Genomic DNA, 19,351 nt, shown 5'->3' with positions numbered 1-19,351 from the left:
GATCTTGGCGATACGCATAGGAAGATGGCGCCATTAAAATGGAATAATTCGCATTACCGAAAAACACGCTTCCAATGCCATCTCCTGGCTCGACTCATACGGTAAGCCCTTCCATGAACACACTGACCTCCCCGCGCCTGCGCCGCCAATGGGCGTCGACGCCGCTCGCGACCGCCATCTCTCATGCATCGCTGGCGATGCTTGGCCTGTCGTCGCTGATGCTCTCTGCTAACGCTCTGGCACAAGCCGCCGACAACAGCGCGTCCGACAGCGCAGAACTCAGCACCATGACGGTCACCGGTGAAGCCGCCACCAAGACCGACACGCCGTTTCTGGAGACCCCCCAGGCCACCTCCAGCGTCAGCGCCGAGGACATCGAGCGACGCGGTGCCCAGTCCGTGCAGCGGGCTCTGGATTACACCCCAGGGGTCTATACCAATCAGATCGGTGCATCCAACCGCTACGACTACATCGTTCTGCGCGGCTTCTCTGACGGCAGCGTGAGCAATACCTTCCTCGACGGCCTGAAACTGATGGGCGACAGCAACAGCTACAGCTCACTGAAGATTGACCCGTGGATGCTGGAAAGTGTCGAGGTGGTCAAGGGCCCGGCCTCGGTGCTCTACGGTCGAGCCTCCCCCGGTGGGCTGGTGGCCTTGACCAGCAAGCGGCCGACCTTCACCGATACCCCCACCGGAGAGGTCCAGGTCGGCTTTGGCAACAACGACCAGCGCCGTGCGGCCTTCGATATCACCGGTAGCGTCGACGAAGGACAGCGCGCCGCCTTCCGCCTGACCGGCGTCGCCCGCGCCACCGATACCCAGTTCGACCCGGTGGAGGAAGAAAGCTATGCCATCGCACCGTCACTGACCTGGGACATCACCGACGCGACCACCCTGAACCTCAACGCCTACCTGTCTCGTGAACCCGAAGGCGGCTATCACGCGGGCTTGCCCTACGAGGGCACCGTGACCAGCCACGCCGGCCAGCACATCGACAACACCTTCTTCGAAGGCGAAGACGACTACGACAACTTCGAGCGTGACCAGAACCTCTTCGGCTATGAGCTGGAGCATCGCTTCGGCAACGGGCTTATCGCTCGCCAGAAGCTCAGGTACCTGGAGTCGGATGTCACCATGGACCAGGTCTATGCCTATGGCTGGGCCAACGACACTGAGCTCTATCGCTACTATTCAGGCGCCGATGAGGACCTGGAAGCCTGGACGGTAGACAACCAGCTCGAGGCCAGCTTCACCACCGGCGGGCTCAACCACCGCGTGCTGACGGGGGTCGACTATCAGACACGGGAAAACGAGGTGACCTGGTCCAGTGGCGCCTTCCCGCAGATCAATGCCTTCAACCCCAGCTACGGTGCAGGCCCCGTCGGCGACATCGCGGTGACCACCCGCGAGACCCACGAGCTCGAGCAGACCGGCGTCTACCTGCAGGACCAGATCAGCTGGGATCGCTGGCATCTGACCCTGGGTGGCCGTTACGACTGGGTCGACATCGAGAATACCAATCGCGATAGCGGTGACAGCTCCGAACTGGATGAAACTCAGTTCAGTGGACGGGCCGGCCTTCTCTACGCCTTCGATAACGGCGTCTCACCCTACGTCAGCTACTCCACGGCGTTCACTCCGACCAGCTTCGTCGATGCATCAGGGGATCTGCTTGAGCCCATGGAAGGCGAGCAGGTGGAAACCGGCCTGAAATATCAGCCGCTGGGCACCCAGGACCAATACTCCATCGCCCTGTTCCACATCACTCAAGACAATGTGGCGACCAAGGAGCAGCCCACGGATCCTTACCGCGCCATTGGTGAGATCGAGTCCCAAGGCATTGAGCTTGAAGCCCGCACCCAATTCACCGACGAGTTGAGCATGCAGGCGAGCTACGCTTACACCGACATTACCTACGAGGAGAGCGATGTCCCCGGTGAAGAGGGCAACGACGCCATCTACTCACCCAAGCATATCGCTTCGGTGTGGGGCTACTACGATGTCGCCCGCGGTCCTTTGGCCGGCCTGAACACCGGCCTGGGGGTGCGTTACCACGCCGATATCCAGGCAGATCGCGCCAACACCAAGTCGGTTCCGGACTACACCCTGGTCGATGCCACCCTTGGCTACGACTTCAGCCGCGTCGGACTTGAGGGCGTGAGCGCTCGACTCAACGTCAACAACCTGCTGGACGAAGACTACGTCGCGTCCTGCAACTCCCTCGAGTTCTGCTACTTCGGCGCCGAACGCAGCGTCAGTGCTACCGTGAGCTATCAGTTCTGAGTCGCTCACCCATATGGCAAGGGGTGGCGTTTTCTTGAAACGTCACCAACTTGTGAAGATTTCGTGAACTGGATGGGATATCCGCCTCCTAAGGTGAGTCTGCAACCGCTATCGTCCATGAGGATCGATCCATGCAGACCACCGGTAACAGCAGTGCCCAGAGCCGCTTGGCGCCCGCCGCCAGGCAACGGCTACCGACACAGGAAGTGGACGCCGACTATCACGACGCCCTGCTCGGTCTAGGCGCACTCGACCGCACCCTGTTTCGACAGTTTTCCTTCGGCCCCCGTCAGGCGTTGCCCTATCGTTGCCTGCATCACGCCTTCGAGGCCCAGGTCGCGCGGTACCCTGACACGCCGGCCATTCGCCATGGCCGGCGCCACATTACCTATGCCCAGCTGAACGCGGCCGCCGACGGCCTGGCCACCTACCTCCAGCGTCTGGGCGTGCGACCTGGCGACTCGGTCGGACTGTTCGTGCGTCGCTCCATCGAGATGGTCACCGGCATGCTGGCGGTGCTCAAGTGTGGAGCAGCCTACGTCCCCCAGGATGTCGGCATCGCCCCAAGCCACCAGCTCGAACATGTTGTCGCCAAGGCCGGCATTCAGGTCGTACTGACGCAACACTACCACCACGACAAGATCGCCTCTCTGCTCGAGGCAAGCACCCCGCTCGTGCTCGTGGATGTCGATCCTTTCGTCTCGGGCTCAAGCCAAGCGCCCTGCGACCAGCCCCCAGCAAGACCAGCGATCCAGCCTGACGATCGCTGCTTTGTGCTGTTCACCTCAGGGACGACCGGGACACCCAACGGCGTTTGCGTCAGCCATCGCAACGTCTGCAACATCCTGCATCTGTCTCCGGGCCATCTGGGCATTGCGCCAGGCATGGTGGTAGCGCAGATCCTGTGTATCGCCTTCGACATGGCCGCCTGGGAGGTCTTTGGTGCCTTATCCCACGGTGCGACGCTGCTGATTCGCGAGGACGCCATTGTGGATGCCATGCGCCAGGCCGACGTTATCATTGCGACCCCCAGCATCCTGGCGAGCGTGCGCGCCACTGACTGTCCCCGGGCCAGGGTGGTGGCGGTGGCCGGCGAGCCGTGCCCGCGTCCGCTCGCCGATGAATGGGCCAGCCACTGCCGCTTTATCAATGCCTGTGGCCCCACCGAGACCACCATCGTCAACACCCTTCACGAACACCACCCCGAGCTACCGGCCCTGACCATTGGCGCCCCGACCCCCAACAACGCCGTCTACGTACTGGATGAACAGTTGCGGCCACTGCCCATCGGTGAGGTCGGCGAGATGTGGGCAGGCGGGCTATGCGTCACCGAAGGCTACCTCGACAACCGTGGGCTCAACGCCGAACGCTACCGTCCCGACCCCTTCGTGGCGCCGGGCCCGCATGGCCCGGCGATGATGTTTCGTACCCGCGACCTGGGCCGCTGGACGTCCCAGGGCCAACTCGAGCATCTGGGGCGCACCGATGATCAGGTCAAGATCAAGGGCTTCCGCGTCGAGCTGGACTGTGTCTCGCGAGTCATCGAGCGCCACCCTGGCTGCCGCCAGGCGGTGACCCTCAAACACCAGGACCAGCTGGTGGCCTTCGTCTCCCCAGCCACGGTGAACGTGACCGCGATACGCCGGCTACTGGCGGAGCACCTGCCCTACTACTGCCACCCCGAGGACATCATCGCCGTCGACCAACTACCTCGCACCTCTCGCGGCAAGATCGACAAGCGTGCGCTGCTCGACCAGCGCGACGGTGTATGAGCACCTGACCCGCCAAGGAGCCACGCAGACCATGAATCAACCGACCCAGGTCGCCAAGTTGGCCGACGCATCCCCTACCCTTTCGCCACAGCACCGGCACACCAGCACGCCGGCGTGCGACGACGCCTTGCCACGCCAGCACCCTTGGCACCGAGTGGCCCGCCACGCCTGGATAAAGCCCTATCATCGTCTGATCGTGCTGGTGCTGGCGATCAACGCCTGGTGGATGTGGCCCGAGCTCCAGGCCCTTTGGCTTGGCCAGTGGCCGCCGCTCATGCTGCTCTCCGACGCCGCTCTGGTGAACTTCACCGTCGCCATCCTGATCCGCCAGCAGCACGTCATCAATCTGCTGTTCAAGGTGGCCACCTCCTTGCCGCTCGGGGCGCCCCTGTGGCTGCGCTGGGCAGCAGGCAAGGTCTATCACTTCGGCGGCATCCACGTCGGCGCCGCGCTGGCCGGCTCGGTCTGGTTTGCCCTGTTCGCCGGCGCCACCGCCATGGCCATCGCAGGCCACGGCATGTCCCCGCTGTCCCCGCTCTCCACCTTTCTGGTCATGGCCATCTGCGCCCTGCTGGCGCTGATGCTGGCCACCGCCATGCCCTGGTGGCGCCAGCGAATCCATGACGTGTTCGAGCGTTGTCATCGCCTGGCCGGCTGGGCCCTGCTCGCCCTGTTCTGGGTGCTCAGCGTGTCACTGATGCTCGAGCGAGGTCTGGCCCCCGCCGAGAACCACCTCACGCTGACGCCCGCCGAGACGCCGCTGGCGATCGCCTGGCAGCTGATCTCCCACAGCTGGCAGCTCGTGTGCCTGGCCCTGGTGACCCTTAGCGTTGCACTGCCCTGGTGCCACCTCAGGCGCGTACCGGTCCGCTTCGAGCGGCCTTCCCGCCACGTGGCCATCGCCCACTTCGACTACGGCGTGACACCGCTGGTCGGCTCCTCGACCACGCTGAGTCGACGGCCGCTACTTGAGTGGCACGCCTTCGCCAATATTCCCCACCCGACCACCAGCGGCTATCGCCTGGCGATTTCCCGGGCCGGGGACTGGACCGGTGCCTTGATCGATGACCTTCCCGACCGACTGTGGGTGAAGGGTATTCCCACCGCCGGCGTCGGCAATGTCGATCAACTCTTTCGCAGGGTGCTATGGGTTGCGACCGGCAGCGGTATCGGCCCGGTGCTCCCCCATATCCTCAGTGGCAAGGTGCCCTCCAACACGCTGTGGTCGACCCGTTCCCCCCGCGTTACCTATGGCGATGCACTGGTCGACGAGATCCTTACCGCACAGCCTGACTGCGTGATCTGGGATACCGACACCCAGGGACGCCCCGACCTGGTAACGCTGACCGCCAGGGCCTGGCGCGAGAGTGGTGCCGAAGCGGTCATCGTCATCGCCAACAAGACACTCACCGACAGGGTGGTGTACGCCATGGAAAGCCGAGGCATTCCCGCCTTCGGCGCCATCTGGGACTCCTGAACCCGCCTGGAGAACACAAGATGAACAATATCGATAGCACCAGCGTGATCAGCGAAGTGCGCAATCGAGTGCTGTACCTGGCGCTGAATCGCCCGTCCAAGCTGAACGCCCTCAACCGTGCCGTGTTCGACCGGCTGATGGAGATCATCGAACCCCTGGAACGCCACCAGGCCATCGGCTGCATCGTGCTGGGCTCGACCAGCGATCATTTCTGTGCCGGTGCTGACATCTCGATGTTGGCCAGCAGGAATGCCGAGGCCTTGAGATGCGACGACATGTTCGCTGAATGGCAGGCCTTTGCCGACCTGAAGGTCCCCAAGATCGCCGCGGTCAAGGGCTGTGCCCTGGGTGGCGGCTGCGAGCTGGCGATGATGTGCGACATCATCTATGCCCGCGAAGAAGCCGTGTTCGGTCAACCGGAAGTCAAGCTGGGGCTGATTCCCGGGATGGGCGGGACCCAGCGCCTGACCCGCCGGGTAGGCCGCGCCAAGGCCATGGAGCTGATTCTCACCGGTCGCACCATCGGCGCGCACCAGGCCTGCGACATGGGACTGGTGTCCCGGGTCTTCACAGCTGACTTCGATGATCAGGTGCGTGCCCAGGCCGAACTCATCGCCAGCTACGGGGGCGTAGCGACCCGGGCGGCGGTGGAAGCAATCGGCCGCGCCGAGCAAACGTCACTGGCAGAGGGGTTGCTGTTCGAGCGTCGGGTGTATCATGGCCTGTGGAATACCGATGACTGCCAGGAAGGGCTCCAGGCCTTCATCGACAAGCGTCCTGCCAAGGTGGTGAACCGCTGATCCATGCTGAACAACCGAATACTGATCGTCGAGGACGAAGTGGACATCGCGCGGCTGCTCAAGTCCCACCTGGACGATCTGGGCGCCGACGTGGCGTTAGCCCACGACGCGGGGACCGGCATGCGTCTGGCCCTTGAGTGTACCTGGGACCTGGCACTGCTCGACATCCAGCTCCCCGGGGTTCACAACGGCCTGGGTATCTGCGAAGCGCTGCGTCGCAAGTCGCCGATGACGGTGATCATGATGCTCACCGCGCGCTCCTCCGAGCTCAATCGACTCACCGGCTTCGAGCACGGTGCTGATGACTATGTCGTGAAGCCCTTTTCGATCATCGAACTGGTGGCGCGGATCAAGTCCCAGCTGCGCCGGCTCGACATGCTCAAGTCCCTGGAGGCAAGCCACGCGGGCACGCCACCTCCGGTCCAGCTACCCATCGAGGTCGGGCAGCTCAGGATACATCCCGACTACCGACGCGCCGCCATCAAGGACCGCAATATCGAGCTGACGAGCAAGGAATTCGATCTACTCCTGTTCTTTGCAAGCGCCCCTAATCGCGTATTCAGCCGAGCCGAATTGCTCGACAAGGTCTGGGGCTACGGTCATGCCGGCTACGAGCACACCGTCAACTCCCATATCAATCGCCTGCGCAGCAAGATAGAAGCCGATACCAACGCGCCTAGGCGCATCATCACGGTCTGGGGTGTCGGCTACAAACTGGATCCGGACGGCTTCGCCGAGCACTGATGGCAGGCTGTCCTTCGTCGCAGAGACAGGCGCATGCTCAAGACCCTGTATTCCAAGATCGCGGTACTGATCACGGTGGTGACAACCCTGATGGGCCTTGCCATCGCCGTGTCTGGCTACGCTCTGATGCGACAGTATCACGAGGAGGTGACCCAGAAACTCAATGCGCCCATCGCCGACTATATCGCCCGCCAATACCAGTTCAGCCAGGTCGAGGATCTACAGGCCACCCTCGACGCCCTGGCCGCCCTCGCCATGACCGTCAATCCCAGCGTGGAGATCTATCTGCTGGACGCCAGCGGAAGGATTCTGTCCCATGTCGCCAACGACAACCCAATCAGGCGCCAGCAGGTGGCGCTGGCGCCGGTGGAACACTTCATCGCCCGGGATGCTCGCCAGGCTACCTTGGGAAGGCAACCGCCCCTCTACGGCACCGATCCGCGCAGCATCGATGGCGACAAGACCTTTTCGGCCACCCGCATCACTCTACCCAACGGGGCTCCCGGCTACCTCTATGCGATCCTCGGCGGCAAGACCTATGACACCATCGCCAGCGACCTTCTCTCCAGCTACATCGCCAAGATCGCGCTGCTGCTTCTCGTCAGCATCCTCTTGACCTCACTGTTGATCAGCCTGCTCAGCGTGCGCTTCATCACCCAACGTATCGGTCGACTGCTGGCGACCATGCAGGGCTTTACGCGCAATGACTTCGTGGCCGAGCCTGCTGATCCAAATGCCTTTCTACCCGACGACGAGATCTATCGGCTGTATCTTGAATACGACGCCATGGCGAGTCGTATCTCGGCCCAGTTCGATAGCCTCAAGAACATGGACAGGCTACGCAAAGAACTGATTTCCAACGTCTCTCACGATCTGCGCACCCCAGTGGCCACGATCCAAGCCTATACCGAGACGGTACAGGCCAAGCGCCGGACCCTCGATGACGGACAGCTGGCCAGTCATCTCAGCACCATCGAAAATAGCTGCCTGCGCCTGTCTCGGCTGATCGACGACCTGTTCGAACTGTCTCGGCTCGAAACCGGTCATATCGAGCCCCGGCGGGAGGTATTCTCGATCCTCGAACTGGTCTACGACATCGTTCAGGAGTTTTCGCTGTGCGCGCGGGACAAGGGCGTCACCCTGTACACCCCGGCTACCCATCGCAATATCCAGGTGTTCGCCGATGTGCAGATGATTCAGCGGGTGCTGCAGAATCTGATTCGCAACGCCCTGTGTCACTGCCCTTCAGGCGGCAAGATCAGCATCACCCTGGAAGAGGACCACCACCACGTCTACGTCTGTGTCAGCGATACCGGCTGCGGCATCGATGACAAGGACCTGCCCTACATCTTCAACCGCTACTACCAGTCCGACGACACCCCCCACAAGGACCGCACCACCAGCGGCCTGGGGCTGAGCATCGTGCGCGGCATCCTGGAGCTGCACCAGAGTCGTATCGGGGTACGCAGCCAGGTCGACCAGGGCAGCGACTTCTTCTTCCACCTGCCGGCGGTTCCCTGACCCCCTTCGGGATACAGAGAGATCCCGCCGTCACTCCCAGCAGGCCAACTGGTTGAGGTGCTCGCGGCGGGCGCACTCCGGCGACACCGCCTTGAAGCGGACCCGTGTCCCGGGCAGGCACTGGGCCAGGCGTGCACAGGCAAGCGGCGTCAGCGCACCCAGACGCGGGTAGCCGCCGATGGTCTGACGATCGTTCATCAGGATGATCGGCTGGCCGTCGGGGGGCACCTGCACCGCACCCAGCGGAATACCCTCCGACACCATGCCCTTCATGCGGCCTTCAAGGCGCGCCCCGGTCAGGCGAATGCCCATGCGGTCGGCACGCTGATCGATGGTCCAGTGCTGGTTGAAGGCACGGTAAAGGCTGTGTCCGTCGAAGCTTGCGAGCTGAGCGCCCGTTACCAGCGCCAGCTCGAGCGGCTCCGACGAGGCAGCCAGCGTTGCCGCGCTTGGGGCCAGCTCTCGTGCGTTCACACGCTGGTGTGGCGCCTTCGCCTCCACGCGGTCACCCGCCACCAGGGGACGTCCCAGGCCATCCAGACCGCCCAGGCCTTCCCGCACGGTACTCGAAAGACTCCCCATCACCGCTTCTCCGGCCACGCCCCCAGGGAGCGCCAGATAGGCGCGTAGGCCCTTGCTGGGACGCTCGAAGACCAGTCGCTGTCCTTGCTTCAACGTCAGTGCCTGACCGGGAGCAATGGCCTCGCCGTCACGTCGCGCAGCGAGATCCGCCCCCGCCAGCGCCACGCAGATATCGGCCTCGGCGACCAGCTCAAGCCCCCCCACCATGACTTCGAGACCAGCGGCGTCCGGAGCATTGCCGAGCAGCCAGTTGGCCCATCCCAGCGCCACCCAGTCCATGGCGCCGCCCTGGGTCACGCCAAGATGACGCACCCCACCACGTCCACCATCGACCACCAGTGCCATGGGTCCCGCACGTTCCACCTTGAGGCTCATGCGCCGCTCTCCTCGGCCGGGGGTTGGGGGGTGGTGTCGCCGCCCTGCGCCTCGAAGGTAGCGCGGTCGATGGCCACAAAGCGCACGCGATCACCGGGCTTGAACAGGGTGTAGCCCTCGCGCTCGCGATCAAACAGCTTCACCGCAGTTCGCCCGATCAGGTTCCAGCCACCGGGAGAAGGCGCCGGGTAAACCGCTGTCTGGCGATCGGCGATACCGACGCTGCCCGCGGCCACCTTCTGGCGCGGGGTCTCCAGACGCGGCGTCGCCAGGGCCTCCTCCACCAGCCCCATGAAGCCGTAGCCAGGCGCAAAGCCCAGCGCGAACACGCTGTAGTCGTGGGCGCAGTGGCGCTCGATGACCTGGTCGGTGCTGATGCCTGCGCGCTTGGCGATCAGCTCAAGCTCTGGGCCGACGGAGGGGTCGTACCAGACAGGAATCTCGTGCAGGGTGCCTTGTTCCGCCGCCTCGGGCGACAGCCCATCAAGTGCCGCTGTGAGGCGTGTCCGGGCCTCCGCCAACGACTGTCGCTGGATATCGATCTGGACCAGTACCGTGGTGTAGGACGGCACCACCTCCAGGGCAGCGTCGCCAAGGCGCTGGCGAATCGCGTTGGTGGCCGCCAGCACCCAGGGCATATGCGCTTCGTCGATGGCATCAAACAGCCTGACGATCAGGCTATCGAAGGCGACTGTCTCCAGTCGTGGGCGTGGCGTCATGCCTCCTCCAGTCGGTCGAAGGCCTCACGAATGGCTCGGACGGCGGCCACGGAGCTTTCGTTGTCACCGTGCACGCACAGCGTATCCGCAGGCAGTTGCAGCGGGGTCCCGTCTCGGGCCGCCAGAGGCTCCCCCTTGGCCAGCGTGACCGCCTGGGCGACGATGGTCGACTCATCGTGATGCACCGCTCCCGGTTCACGCCGAGACACCAGCCGCCCCTGCTGGTCGTAGGCTCGATCGGCGAACACTTCGAACCACAGGGAAACGCCCTCCTCCGCCGCCAACGCCCGGACGTCATCGGTATCGGCGGTGGACATCACCAGCAGCGGCAGGCTGGCATCGTAGGCACGCACGGCGCGCATGGTCGCGCGCAGCAGGTCCTGGCCCGCCGGGCTGTTCACCGCCATATCGTTGTACAGGGCACCATGGGGCTTGATATAGCGGACTCGAGAGCCTTCCGCTCGACACACACCATCCAGCGCGCCGATCTGATACAGCAACAGGTTCTCCGCTTCGGTCGGCGACACCGCCAGGCTACGCCGTCCAAACCCGACCAGGTCCGGGTAGCCGGGGTGCGCACCGATGGCCACGTTGTTGGCCACCGCCAGGCCGACGGTGCGACGCATCACGTCGGGATCGCCCGCATGGAAACCACAGGCAATGTTGGCGCAGTCGATATACGCCATCACGTCGGCATCACGGCCTATCTTCCAGGCGCCGAAACTCTCGCCGACATCGCAGTTGAGGAGGGGGATCGGCATAGGGCCACCTTATTGTTGTCGATGAAGTGTCATTGAATGATGTCGCTGTCTGAATTCTCGATCAAGCCACCGGGCAGCGTACCGGCCTCGCCCCGAGACTCGCGTCATCGCTGCGCAGCAACAAATTCAGCGTCAAGATTGACGACAGCAGCTCACCCGGCCAAGAATCACTGACACTACCCTGTCAATAACGCCCCATCCAACCGGAGACTCCCCATGGCTGTCAGTGATCCTTTCCATCTGGCCATCCAGGTCCGCGATATCGACGAAGCCCGCGAATTCTATGGCAACTTTCTCGGCTGCCCCGAAGGCCGCAGCTCCGAGTCCTGGGTCGACTTCGACCTCTACGGCCATCAGTTCGTCTGTCACCTGAATCCAGCGCTCAAGGATGCCGCCAGCGCTGCCCACAAGAATCCGGTCGACGGTCACGGAGTGCCGGTACCGCACTTCGGCGTGGTCCTCGAGATGCCAGCCTGGGAAGCCCTGGCCGACAAGCTCAAGTCCCACGGCGTGCAGTTCGAGATCGAACCCTATATTCGCTTCAAGGGCGAGCCGGGCGAGCAGGCGACCATGTTCTTCAAGGACCCTTCCGGCAACGCGCTAGAATTCAAGGCGTTCAAGGATCGCGACAGCCAGCTGTTCAAGAAGGCCTGACCACCGGTCCGGCCTGCGTCAGTGGTGTCGGTTGATCTTCAACGCCGCCTTCACTGACGCTGACGCAAGCATCGCCTCATCGCTAGGTTCGACAACAGACTCAACGACTCACTCGACGACAAGCTCAACAACACACTCAACAACAACAAGGTTCGCCATCATGCCCTGTCTCCGCTCTCTTCGTCTGGCGGTTGCCGTTGCCTCACTGACGGGCCTGGCATCCGCCGCCCAGGCCGCCGATTGGAACCTGGCCACGCCCTACGGCGACGCCAGCTTTCACACCGTCAACACCAAACAGTTCGCTGACGATGTCCGCGAGGCCACCGACGGTGAGCTGGATATTACCGTGCACTCGGGTGGCTCGCTGATCAGCCATGGCGAGATCAAGCCATCGGTCAGGCGTGGCACCGTCCAGGCGGGCGAGATCTTCCTGTCGATTCTGTCCAACGAATCCCCCGTCTTTGAACTCGACACCCTGCCGGGCCTCGCCGGCAGCTACGACGAGGCATGGGCGCTGTGGCAGGCAAGCAAGCCCGTCATTGAAGAATTGTTCGCTGAACAGGGCATGAAACCGCTGTACGCGGTGCCCTGGCCCTCCCAGGGCATCTACACCGACATCGCGCTCGACGATCCAGCCCAGTTTGAAGGGCTCAGGGTGCGTGCTCCCAACATCAATACCCAGCGCCTGACCGAGAATCTCGGCGGCCTGCCCACCGAAACCGAGGAGTCGGATATTCCGACGGCCTTCTCCACGGGACGCGTCGACGCCATGATCACCTCAGTGTCGACCGGTGAGTCCATGGCCGCGTGGGACTACGTGTCCCACTTCACCGATGCCAACCTGTGGATCCCGAAGAACATCATCTTCGTCAATCAGAAGGCCTTCGACCGTCTCGACCAGGCCTCTCAGGACGCTCTGCTGGAGGCCGCCGCCCAGGCCGAACAGCGTGGCTGGGAAGCCAGCAAGGCCGACATGGAAGGCAGCGCCCAGGCCCTTGAGGAGAATGGCATCACCATATCCGAGCCCGTTGATGCGGTGGCCGAGGCCCTTTCCGAGGCTGGCGATACGCTGTTCCAGGACTGGGAGAGCCGCGCGGATGATCGCGCCAAGGCGCTGATCGAGGAGTACCGCAGCAACATCGAGTGAGCCAAGGCAGCGCGGATTGCCGATCGCTGGAGGCCATCCGCGCTGATTGATCCTGTCCGCCCTCCGGTGGGAGCATACTCATGACATTTCGCCTGATGCCCATCTACCGCCTGGGCGGATGGGGAGCGGCCGCCTCGATGGTCGCCATCTGCACGCTGATTACCCTGCAGGTACTGTTTCGTCTATTGGACGCCGTGCTGGTCATGGCCGGCAGCTCGCGCCTGGGCCTAGAAATCACCGGGGTATCGGAGCTGGCCTCCTTCCTGCTGGTGGGCGCGACCTTCCTCGGCATGGCCTACACCTTCACCCATCATGCCCATATCCGCATGTCGCTGGTGATTCAGCGTCTTCCTGCGGCGGTGCGGGCCTTTACCGAACTTGCCTGTCTGCTGATCGCCTCGGCGCTCAATGCGCTGTTGTGCGTGTCGCTGTGGCAGCTGATGCAGGAGAGCCTGGAATACGACGACGTCTCGTCGGGGCTGCTGGCCATCCCCCTGTGGATTCCGCAGCTGGTGCTGCTGATTGGCATGGTCATGATGAGCCTCGCTCTGGCCGAGGCCTTGATCGATACCGCACGCCAGGCGCTGCAGGCACCACAACGCTTCCAGGCCCCGGATGATGAGGCTGGCCATGACTGACATCCCCTGCCCTGTCGCACGGCCCCCTTGCTACCCCTGCGTGGAGAGCCCGTCGCTATGCTGATCATCAGTCTGGTTACCCTGCTGGCCCTGGCACTGCTGCTGGGCAGCGGCGTATGGATCGCCTACGCCCTGCTTGGCACCGGTTTTATCGTGCTGACGCTGTTCTTTCCCCTGGCGCCCGGACCTATCCTGGCGTCCGACTTCTGGGGCGCGAGCTACGGTTGGGACCTGACCGCCCTGCCGATGTTCGTGTGGATGGGCGAAATCCTGTTCCGTTCAGGGCTTGCCAATAACATGTTCCAGGCGCTGTCGCCCTGGCTCGGCCGACTTCCTGGACGCCTGCTGCACTCCAACATCATCGGCAGTGGGCTGTTCGCGGCAGTGTGCGGTTCTTCTGCGGCGACCTGCGCCACCGTCGGCAAGATGACGCTGCCTGAGCTCAAGAGCCGAGGATATGACGACGATCTGGCCATCGGCACCCTGGCCAGCGCCTCGACCCTGGGCCTGTTGATTCCGCCATCGATCATGATGATCGTCTATGGCGTCGTCACCGAGCAGTCGATCTCGCGACTGTTCATCGCAGGCGTTGGACCCGGTCTGCTGTTGCTGGGGCTGTTCATGGCCTATGTCATCGGCTGGTCGCTGCTGGTAGGCAATCGGCGGGGCGCGGTGGGACGTCGTGATAGCGCAATACCGCTGCGCCAGAAGCTCACCGGCAGCCTGCAGCTGCTGCCGTTGCTGGCACTGATCGGCGGTATTCTTGGCAGCATCTACGGCGGGCTCGCCTCGCCCACCGAGGCCGCTGCGTCCGGCGTCGTACTGTCCATGCTGATCGCCAGGGCCAACGGCCACTTCAACGCCGCCATCTTCAAGGAGGCGCTGTTTGCCGCGGTGCGGACCTCCTGCATGATCGCCTTCATCATTGCCGGGGCCTCCTTCCTGGCATCCGCCATGAGCTTTACCCAGCTGCCGATGGACCTGGCCGAGAAGATCGGCGCCATGGGCCTGTCACCGGCCTGGTTACTGGTGGTCCTGACCCTGTTCCTGCTGGTGCTGGGTTGCTTCCTCGACGGCATCTCGCTAATCCTGCTGGTGACCTCGATCATCATGCCGGTGATCGAGGTGGCCGGCTTCGACCTGATCTGGTTCGGCATCTACCTGGTCATCGTCGTCGAGATGTCACAGATCACCCCGCCGGTTGGGTTCAACCTGTTTGTGATCCAGGGACTCACCGGCCGCGACATCATGTCGATCACCCGTGCCACGGTGCCCTTCTTCCTGCTGATGATCGTGGCCATCGTGATCATGAGCCTGTTCCCCGGCATCGCTACCTACCTGCCCCAGGCGATGAGCGGATAGCCGCCGTTTTCAGACTCGCTGGCGCTGTCTCAGCGTCTCGATGATGCCTTCAAGCCGGCGCCGGGTCTCGGCGTCGGTCTGCTGGCTCATCAACTCATCCAGGGTTTCCACCACATCGGCGTCACGCCTTGCCCGTGCCGCACGATTGGCACTGTCGGTGCTGCCATCGGACAGCAAGGCGCGAATCATTCGGTCCAGCGTGCCGAACAGAAAGTCGATACTGTAGCCGGCGAGAAATCCCAGAGCGGCGCCGCTGAGCGCGACCTCTGCGCCCTTGTCGCTGGGAATCTGAGAAACGAACAGCACGATCGCCCCTCCCGACAGGGTGCCGAGTACGATGCGATTGACGTGCTCGCCAATACGCGCCGGGTCGAAGGTACGGCTGTAGAGTCGGCTGGCGGTGACCCGCAGCACAAAGGCAAAGGCCCCGAGCGCTCCATACAGAAACGCCTCGGTGTGACGCAGACCTTCGTAGAGAAATCCGAGGATAGTGGCCTGCGCACCAGCGCCAACCGTCATGCCTGCCTCCGCGCCGATCGCTGACATCATCACATTGGAGATGATGGCCAGCAACACCACCGCCGCGGTGCACTGCCACAACCGCATCAGGTAGCGCCCGGTGCGGCTATCGCGAAGTCTGCCGCTTTCCCGGCTGGGACGTGTCGCCGCCAAGGTGCGTGGGGAGATGCCCGGGTAGCGGCGCGACAGCTCCCGGTAACAGGCGACCAGACCGTCGATGTCGGCGCCACTTAACGGCACGTTCTGCCTCTGCTGCTGGCGCGCCCGATAATACGCGGAAAGATCCACCTCCAGCGGCACGCCTTCCGCTTCCAGCGCAAAGTCCAGCAACGCCGCCATGTCATCCAGCAACTGATCCACCCGGTCACCGCAAGGATCGACGCCGCGACTGTCGTCGGACCTCGATGGCTCTCGGCTTGGCTGAGTAGGTCCTTGCTCACCCGCCAAGGCCGATGCACTCGAGCGTTCTCGCGCCACACCCCCTGACACCCGGTGTTCCGATACGTCGAGACTGTCAGTATTGAGGCGATTCGCATCGCAGCGCTTGCTGTCGTGGCGACCCGTATCGAGCGCGCCCGTGTCATGGCTGGCCGTATCCTGACTGCCTGTCTCAGGGCATTCCGTCTCAGGGCATTCCGTCTCAGGGCATTGTGTCTCGGGCGGCTCTGATTGAGCGGCCTTGGGACGCTGCTTGGCCGATATGCCCATGGCAGTTCCTCCCGCGAGCGCGATGTGCTCGCTGCTGTACCGGGAGCTGGCCTGGTCATCAGGCTCCGTCACTACACCCTGCCGTCCCGGCGCAGCAAAGTGTGTAGTGACTTACTCACCCTAGACGCCCCCGGCCCGCTTGGCGACTTTTGCCGCCAAGCGCGATGGGCCTCTTCTCTGCAACAGGCACGGCTTCTGCAACAGGCACGGCTACTGCCGCTGACACTGAGGCTGGCGCGGAGCTGATGGCGCCAGCGGACAGCCTAGATGACCTGAGCCGACTGGGCGGCCTCACCGGTCTGTACCTGCCACTGGGCGGCGTAGCGTCCGCCGCGTTCGATCAGCTGCTGGTGGGTGCCGCGCTCGACCACTCGTCCAAGCTCCATTACCACGATGTCGTCGGCGTGAACGATGGTGGACAGGCGGTGGGCGATCATGATCACGGTGCGCTCGCTGCCAATCCGCGCCAGCGAGCGCTGGATGGCGGCCTCGGTCTCGTTGTCCACCGCACTGGTGGCTTCATCCAGCACCAGCACCGGCGGGTCCTTGAGCAGCGCCCTGGCCAGGGACAGGCGCTGGCGCTGGCCACCGGACAGCCGTACGCCGCGTTCGCCGACTCGGGTATCGAGGCCGTCGGGCAGGCGTTCGATAAACTCCCAGGCCTCGGCAGTGCGGGCAGCACGGACGACTTCATCGAGACTTGCCTCGGGTCGTGCGTAGGCGATGTTGTCTCGCACGCTGCCCTCGAACAGGTAGACGTCCTGACTGACGAGTCCGATAGCATCGCGCAGCGCATTCTGGCGAAGCTCCGCTACCGGGATGCCATCCAGGACGACCTGCCCCTTGTCTGGATCATGAAAGCGCAGCAGCAGCTTGATCAGGGTGGACTTGCCGGAACCCGTGGGGCCAACCAGCGCCAGGGTGCGTCCGGCGGGCACCATCAGATCCACATCATCGATACCCGCGTGGCTCTCGGCGTAGTGAAAGCTTACTTTGTCGAACCGCACCTCCCCCCTGACCGGGGTCGGCAACGTGGTCTGACCGTCGTCGCGCACACGAATGGGTGTGGCGATCAGATCAAGGATACGACGCGTGCTGGCCATGGCCCGCTCGAACAGGTCGATGACCTGGGCCAACCCTGTCAGCGGCCACAACAGGCGCTGGGTCAGGAACACCAGTACACCGTAGGCTCCCACATTCAGTTCGCCGGAAAGCGCCTGCATGCCGCCGACGATGAAGGTCGCCAGGAAGCCGGTCAGGATCGCCATGCGAATCACCGGAATAAAGGCCGAGCTGATGCGAATGGCACGACTGTTGGCATCCACATAGGCTTCACTGTCGGCCTTGAGCCGCTCGGCCTCGCGGGCCTCGGCGGTAAAGCTCTTGATGGTGGCCATGCCCTGAATATTGTTCGACAGCCGACTGGAGAGCACGCTCACCTTTTCGCGCACGTCGGCATACAAGGGGCCCGCCTTGCGCTGAAACACGAAGGCCCCCCACAGGATCAATGGCACCGGGGTAAACGCCAGCAGCGCAATCAACGGGGACAGCACGAAGAACACGGCTCCCACCGCCACGACGGTAACCCCAACCTGGATCAGCGAGTTGGCTCCGCCATCCAGAAAGCGTTCGAGCTGGTTGACATCATCGTTCATGGTGGCCACCAGCTCGCCGGATGAACGCGATTCGAAGAAGCCCATGTCCAGGCGCTGCACGTGTTCGTAGGCGTCCTGTCGCAGGTCCGCCTGCAGGCGCTGGGCGAGATTGCGCCAGAGGATCTGAAACAGATACTCGAACAGCGATTCTCCCGCCCAGATAAAGAAGGTCAGCACCCCCAGCACAATGATCTGGGACGACGCCGAGACGAAGCCCAACCGGGCGACGAAGCTCTGCTCCTGATTGACCACGACGTCGATGGCGACACCGATCAGAATCTCGGGCGCGATATCAAACAACTTGTTGATAATCGAGCACAGGGTCGCGGCGACGATTCGCCGACGATAGCCTCGGGCATAGCGCAACAGGCGACCCAAGGCCTGCAGGCTGGAGGAAGTGGACACAGTGGTGGCTCCTTGCGGCTTACATCGGCGCCAGCGCTTCGCGTCCTCGGCACGGGGCGAAGACACGGGTGCTGAGAATGCGAAGCCGTTGATGACGTGCAACATGAACACGCTGGCGCAGGGCGAGACCCGGCCGCCGACACCAGCAATACGCGGCAACTACACAGCAACTGCACAGCAAAACGCCGCGGCCCTGGGGCCGCGGCGCGTGACCTGCTAACAGGTCGGACGACGTCGTGATGACGTCATGCCGGTGTCGATCAGGCAGTGGCTGCCTGGTAACGACGCTCGACTTCGTCCCAATCCACCACGTTGAAGAAGGCGGCGATGTAGTCAGGACGCTTGTTCTGATACTTCAGGTAGTAGGCGTGCTCCCACACGTCCAGACCCAGTACCGGGGTGTTGCCGTGCATCAGCGGGCTGTCCTGGTTGAGGGTGTTTTCCACCACCAGGGCACCGTCCGGAGTCACGGACAGCCACGCCCAACCAGAACCGAAACGGCCCAGAGCGGCCTTGGTAAAGGCATCCTTGAAGGCATCAAAGCCGCCAAGTTCCTTTTCGATGGCGTCAGCCACCTTGCCTTTCGGGTTGCCACCGCCGTTCGGGGACATCACCGTCCAGAACAGGGAGTGGTTGGCATGACCACCGCCGTTGTTGATGACCGGCTGGCGCTTGTCTTCGGGCAGACGCTCAAGGTTGGCAACCAGCTCGTCCACCGGCAGGTCTTCAAGACCAGTACCTTCCAGCGCACCATTCAGGTTGGTGACGTAGGTGTTGTGGTGACGAGAATGGTGGATCTCCATGGTCTGCGCATCGATGGAGGGTTCCAGTGCGTCGTAGGCGTAGGGCAGTTCCGGCAGAGTATGTGCCATGGTGATACCTCCTTCCTTGTAAAGTTGGGCTGATTCAGGGGGATAATCCTATCCCACTCACCAGCTTGCGTCATCGTGGGCCTCATACTATAGGCAAGTCGCGACGGTCTCGCTAGCGCCTGCAGCGCTGGAAAAGTTCTCGTCCAGCGGCGTCGCTTCAGCGACCTTGGCTCACCTCGGCAAGGCCCGATGCCGTAGGCCACAGGGTGGCATCTTTTACGCCTCTTCTACAAGGGTTAGCCAACGGCGACTGACCGATGTTCCCTGATGACACATCGGATTGACAACAGCAAACAAATTGATAACCATTCCTATCCATTAAGAGTGTATTTCCGATCGCCCGGACGACCCAGCG

Annotated in this window: 16 protein-coding genes; 10 read left to right on the top strand and 6 right to left on the bottom strand. The window is 63.2% G+C overall.

Annotated features, from left to right (window positions below):
* The first annotated feature begins 113 nt into the window (after window positions 1–113).
* The 6 genes from KUV86_RS03465 to KUV86_RS03440 all read left to right on the top strand — a co-directional run bounded on the left by KUV86_RS03465 (window position 114) and on the right by KUV86_RS03440 (window position 8,599).
* Complete coding sequence (locus KUV86_RS03465; RefSeq protein ID WP_409996338.1) at window positions 114–2,285, top strand: TonB-dependent siderophore receptor; 2,172 nt, start codon at window positions 114–116, stop codon at window positions 2,283–2,285.
* A 131-nt stretch (window positions 2,286–2,416) separates the two neighbouring features.
* Window positions 2,417–4,057 carry an amino acid adenylation domain-containing protein gene (locus KUV86_RS03460; protein ID WP_222483558.1) on the top strand — a complete coding sequence of 547 codons (1,641 nt, stop codon included), beginning with the start codon at window positions 2,417–2,419 and terminating at the stop codon, window positions 4,055–4,057.
* Window positions 4,058–4,088: 31 nt separating this feature from the next.
* A complete protein-coding gene (locus KUV86_RS03455; protein WP_222483557.1) occupies window positions 4,089–5,534 on the top strand; it encodes a hypothetical protein in 1,446 nt (481 codons plus the stop codon).
* Window positions 5,535–5,554: 20 nt separating this feature from the next.
* On the top strand, window positions 5,555–6,334 hold the full coding sequence (locus tag KUV86_RS03450; protein ID WP_222483556.1) for an enoyl-CoA hydratase-related protein: 780 nt from the start codon (window positions 5,555–5,557) through the stop codon (window positions 6,332–6,334).
* Window positions 6,335–6,337: 3 nt separating this feature from the next.
* On the top strand, window positions 6,338–7,078 hold the full coding sequence (locus tag KUV86_RS03445; RefSeq protein ID WP_222483555.1) for a response regulator transcription factor: 741 nt from the start codon (window positions 6,338–6,340) through the stop codon (window positions 7,076–7,078).
* 33 nt (window positions 7,079–7,111) lie between these two features.
* Window positions 7,112–8,599 (top strand): sensor histidine kinase, encoded by a 1,488-nt coding sequence (locus KUV86_RS03440; protein WP_222483554.1) that lies wholly within the window; start codon window positions 7,112–7,114, stop codon window positions 8,597–8,599.
* Between the two features lie 30 nt (window positions 8,600–8,629).
* Here KUV86_RS03440 and KUV86_RS03435 read toward each other — a convergent pair whose 3' ends face one another.
* Genes KUV86_RS03435 through KUV86_RS03425 form a run of 3 tightly spaced genes read right to left on the bottom strand, consistent with a single transcriptional unit; the run spans window position 8,630 to window position 11,036 of the window.
* A complete protein-coding gene (locus KUV86_RS03435; protein WP_222483553.1) occupies window positions 8,630–9,556 on the bottom strand; it encodes a biotin-dependent carboxyltransferase family protein in 927 nt (308 codons plus the stop codon).
* A complete protein-coding gene (gene pxpB / locus KUV86_RS03430) occupies window positions 9,553–10,275 on the bottom strand; it encodes a 5-oxoprolinase subunit PxpB (RefSeq protein WP_222483552.1) in 723 nt (240 codons plus the stop codon). Before pxpB ends, KUV86_RS03435 begins: the two co-directional genes overlap by 4 nt.
* Window positions 10,272–11,036: a 5-oxoprolinase subunit PxpA gene (locus KUV86_RS03425; protein ID WP_222483551.1), complete on the bottom strand. Its 765-nt coding sequence runs from the start codon at window positions 11,034–11,036 to the stop codon at window positions 10,272–10,274. The genes pxpB and KUV86_RS03425 overlap by 4 nt, the downstream gene beginning before the upstream one ends.
* 216 nt (window positions 11,037–11,252) lie before the next feature.
* On the opposite strand from KUV86_RS03425, the gene KUV86_RS03420 reads away from it, so the two are divergent.
* From KUV86_RS03420 to KUV86_RS03405, 4 genes are all read left to right on the top strand, one after another.
* Complete coding sequence (locus KUV86_RS03420) at window positions 11,253–11,690, top strand: VOC family protein (protein WP_222483550.1); 438 nt, start codon at window positions 11,253–11,255, stop codon at window positions 11,688–11,690.
* 160 nt (window positions 11,691–11,850) lie between these two features.
* Window positions 11,851–12,837, top strand: coding sequence for a TRAP transporter substrate-binding protein (locus KUV86_RS03415; protein WP_206939601.1), 987 nt, complete (start codon window positions 11,851–11,853; stop codon window positions 12,835–12,837).
* Window positions 12,838–12,917: 80 nt separating this feature from the next.
* A complete protein-coding gene (locus KUV86_RS03410; protein WP_206939612.1) occupies window positions 12,918–13,475 on the top strand; it encodes a TRAP transporter small permease in 558 nt (185 codons plus the stop codon).
* Between the two features lie 57 nt (window positions 13,476–13,532).
* Complete coding sequence (locus KUV86_RS03405) at window positions 13,533–14,837, top strand: TRAP transporter large permease (RefSeq protein ID WP_222483549.1); 1,305 nt, start codon at window positions 13,533–13,535, stop codon at window positions 14,835–14,837.
* A gap of 9 nt (window positions 14,838–14,846) precedes the next feature.
* Here KUV86_RS03405 and KUV86_RS03400 read toward each other — a convergent pair whose 3' ends face one another.
* The 3 genes from KUV86_RS03400 to KUV86_RS03390 all read right to left on the bottom strand — a co-directional run bounded on the left by KUV86_RS03400 (window position 14,847) and on the right by KUV86_RS03390 (window position 18,996).
* Complete coding sequence (locus KUV86_RS03400; protein ID WP_222483548.1) at window positions 14,847–16,064, bottom strand: hypothetical protein; 1,218 nt, start codon at window positions 16,062–16,064, stop codon at window positions 14,847–14,849.
* 263 nt (window positions 16,065–16,327) lie between these two features.
* Window positions 16,328–18,124 carry an ABC transporter ATP-binding protein gene (locus KUV86_RS03395; RefSeq protein ID WP_315900956.1) on the bottom strand — a complete coding sequence of 599 codons (1,797 nt, stop codon included), beginning with the start codon at window positions 18,122–18,124 and terminating at the stop codon, window positions 16,328–16,330.
* Between the two features lie 260 nt (window positions 18,125–18,384).
* The gene (locus KUV86_RS03390; RefSeq protein WP_206939619.1) at window positions 18,385–18,996 is read right to left on the bottom strand and encodes a superoxide dismutase; all 612 of its coding nucleotides are present in this window, start codon (window positions 18,994–18,996) and stop codon (window positions 18,385–18,387) included.
* Window positions 18,997–19,351: the final 355 nt, after the last annotated feature.

This window comes from Halomonas sp. DP8Y7-3 (assembly GCF_019801675.1).
GTDB lineage: Bacteria > Pseudomonadota > Gammaproteobacteria > Pseudomonadales > Halomonadaceae > Halomonas > Halomonas litopenaei_A.
The sequence above is the reverse complement of the archived record's forward strand: the minus strand, read 5'-3'. Positions and strand labels throughout refer to the sequence as shown.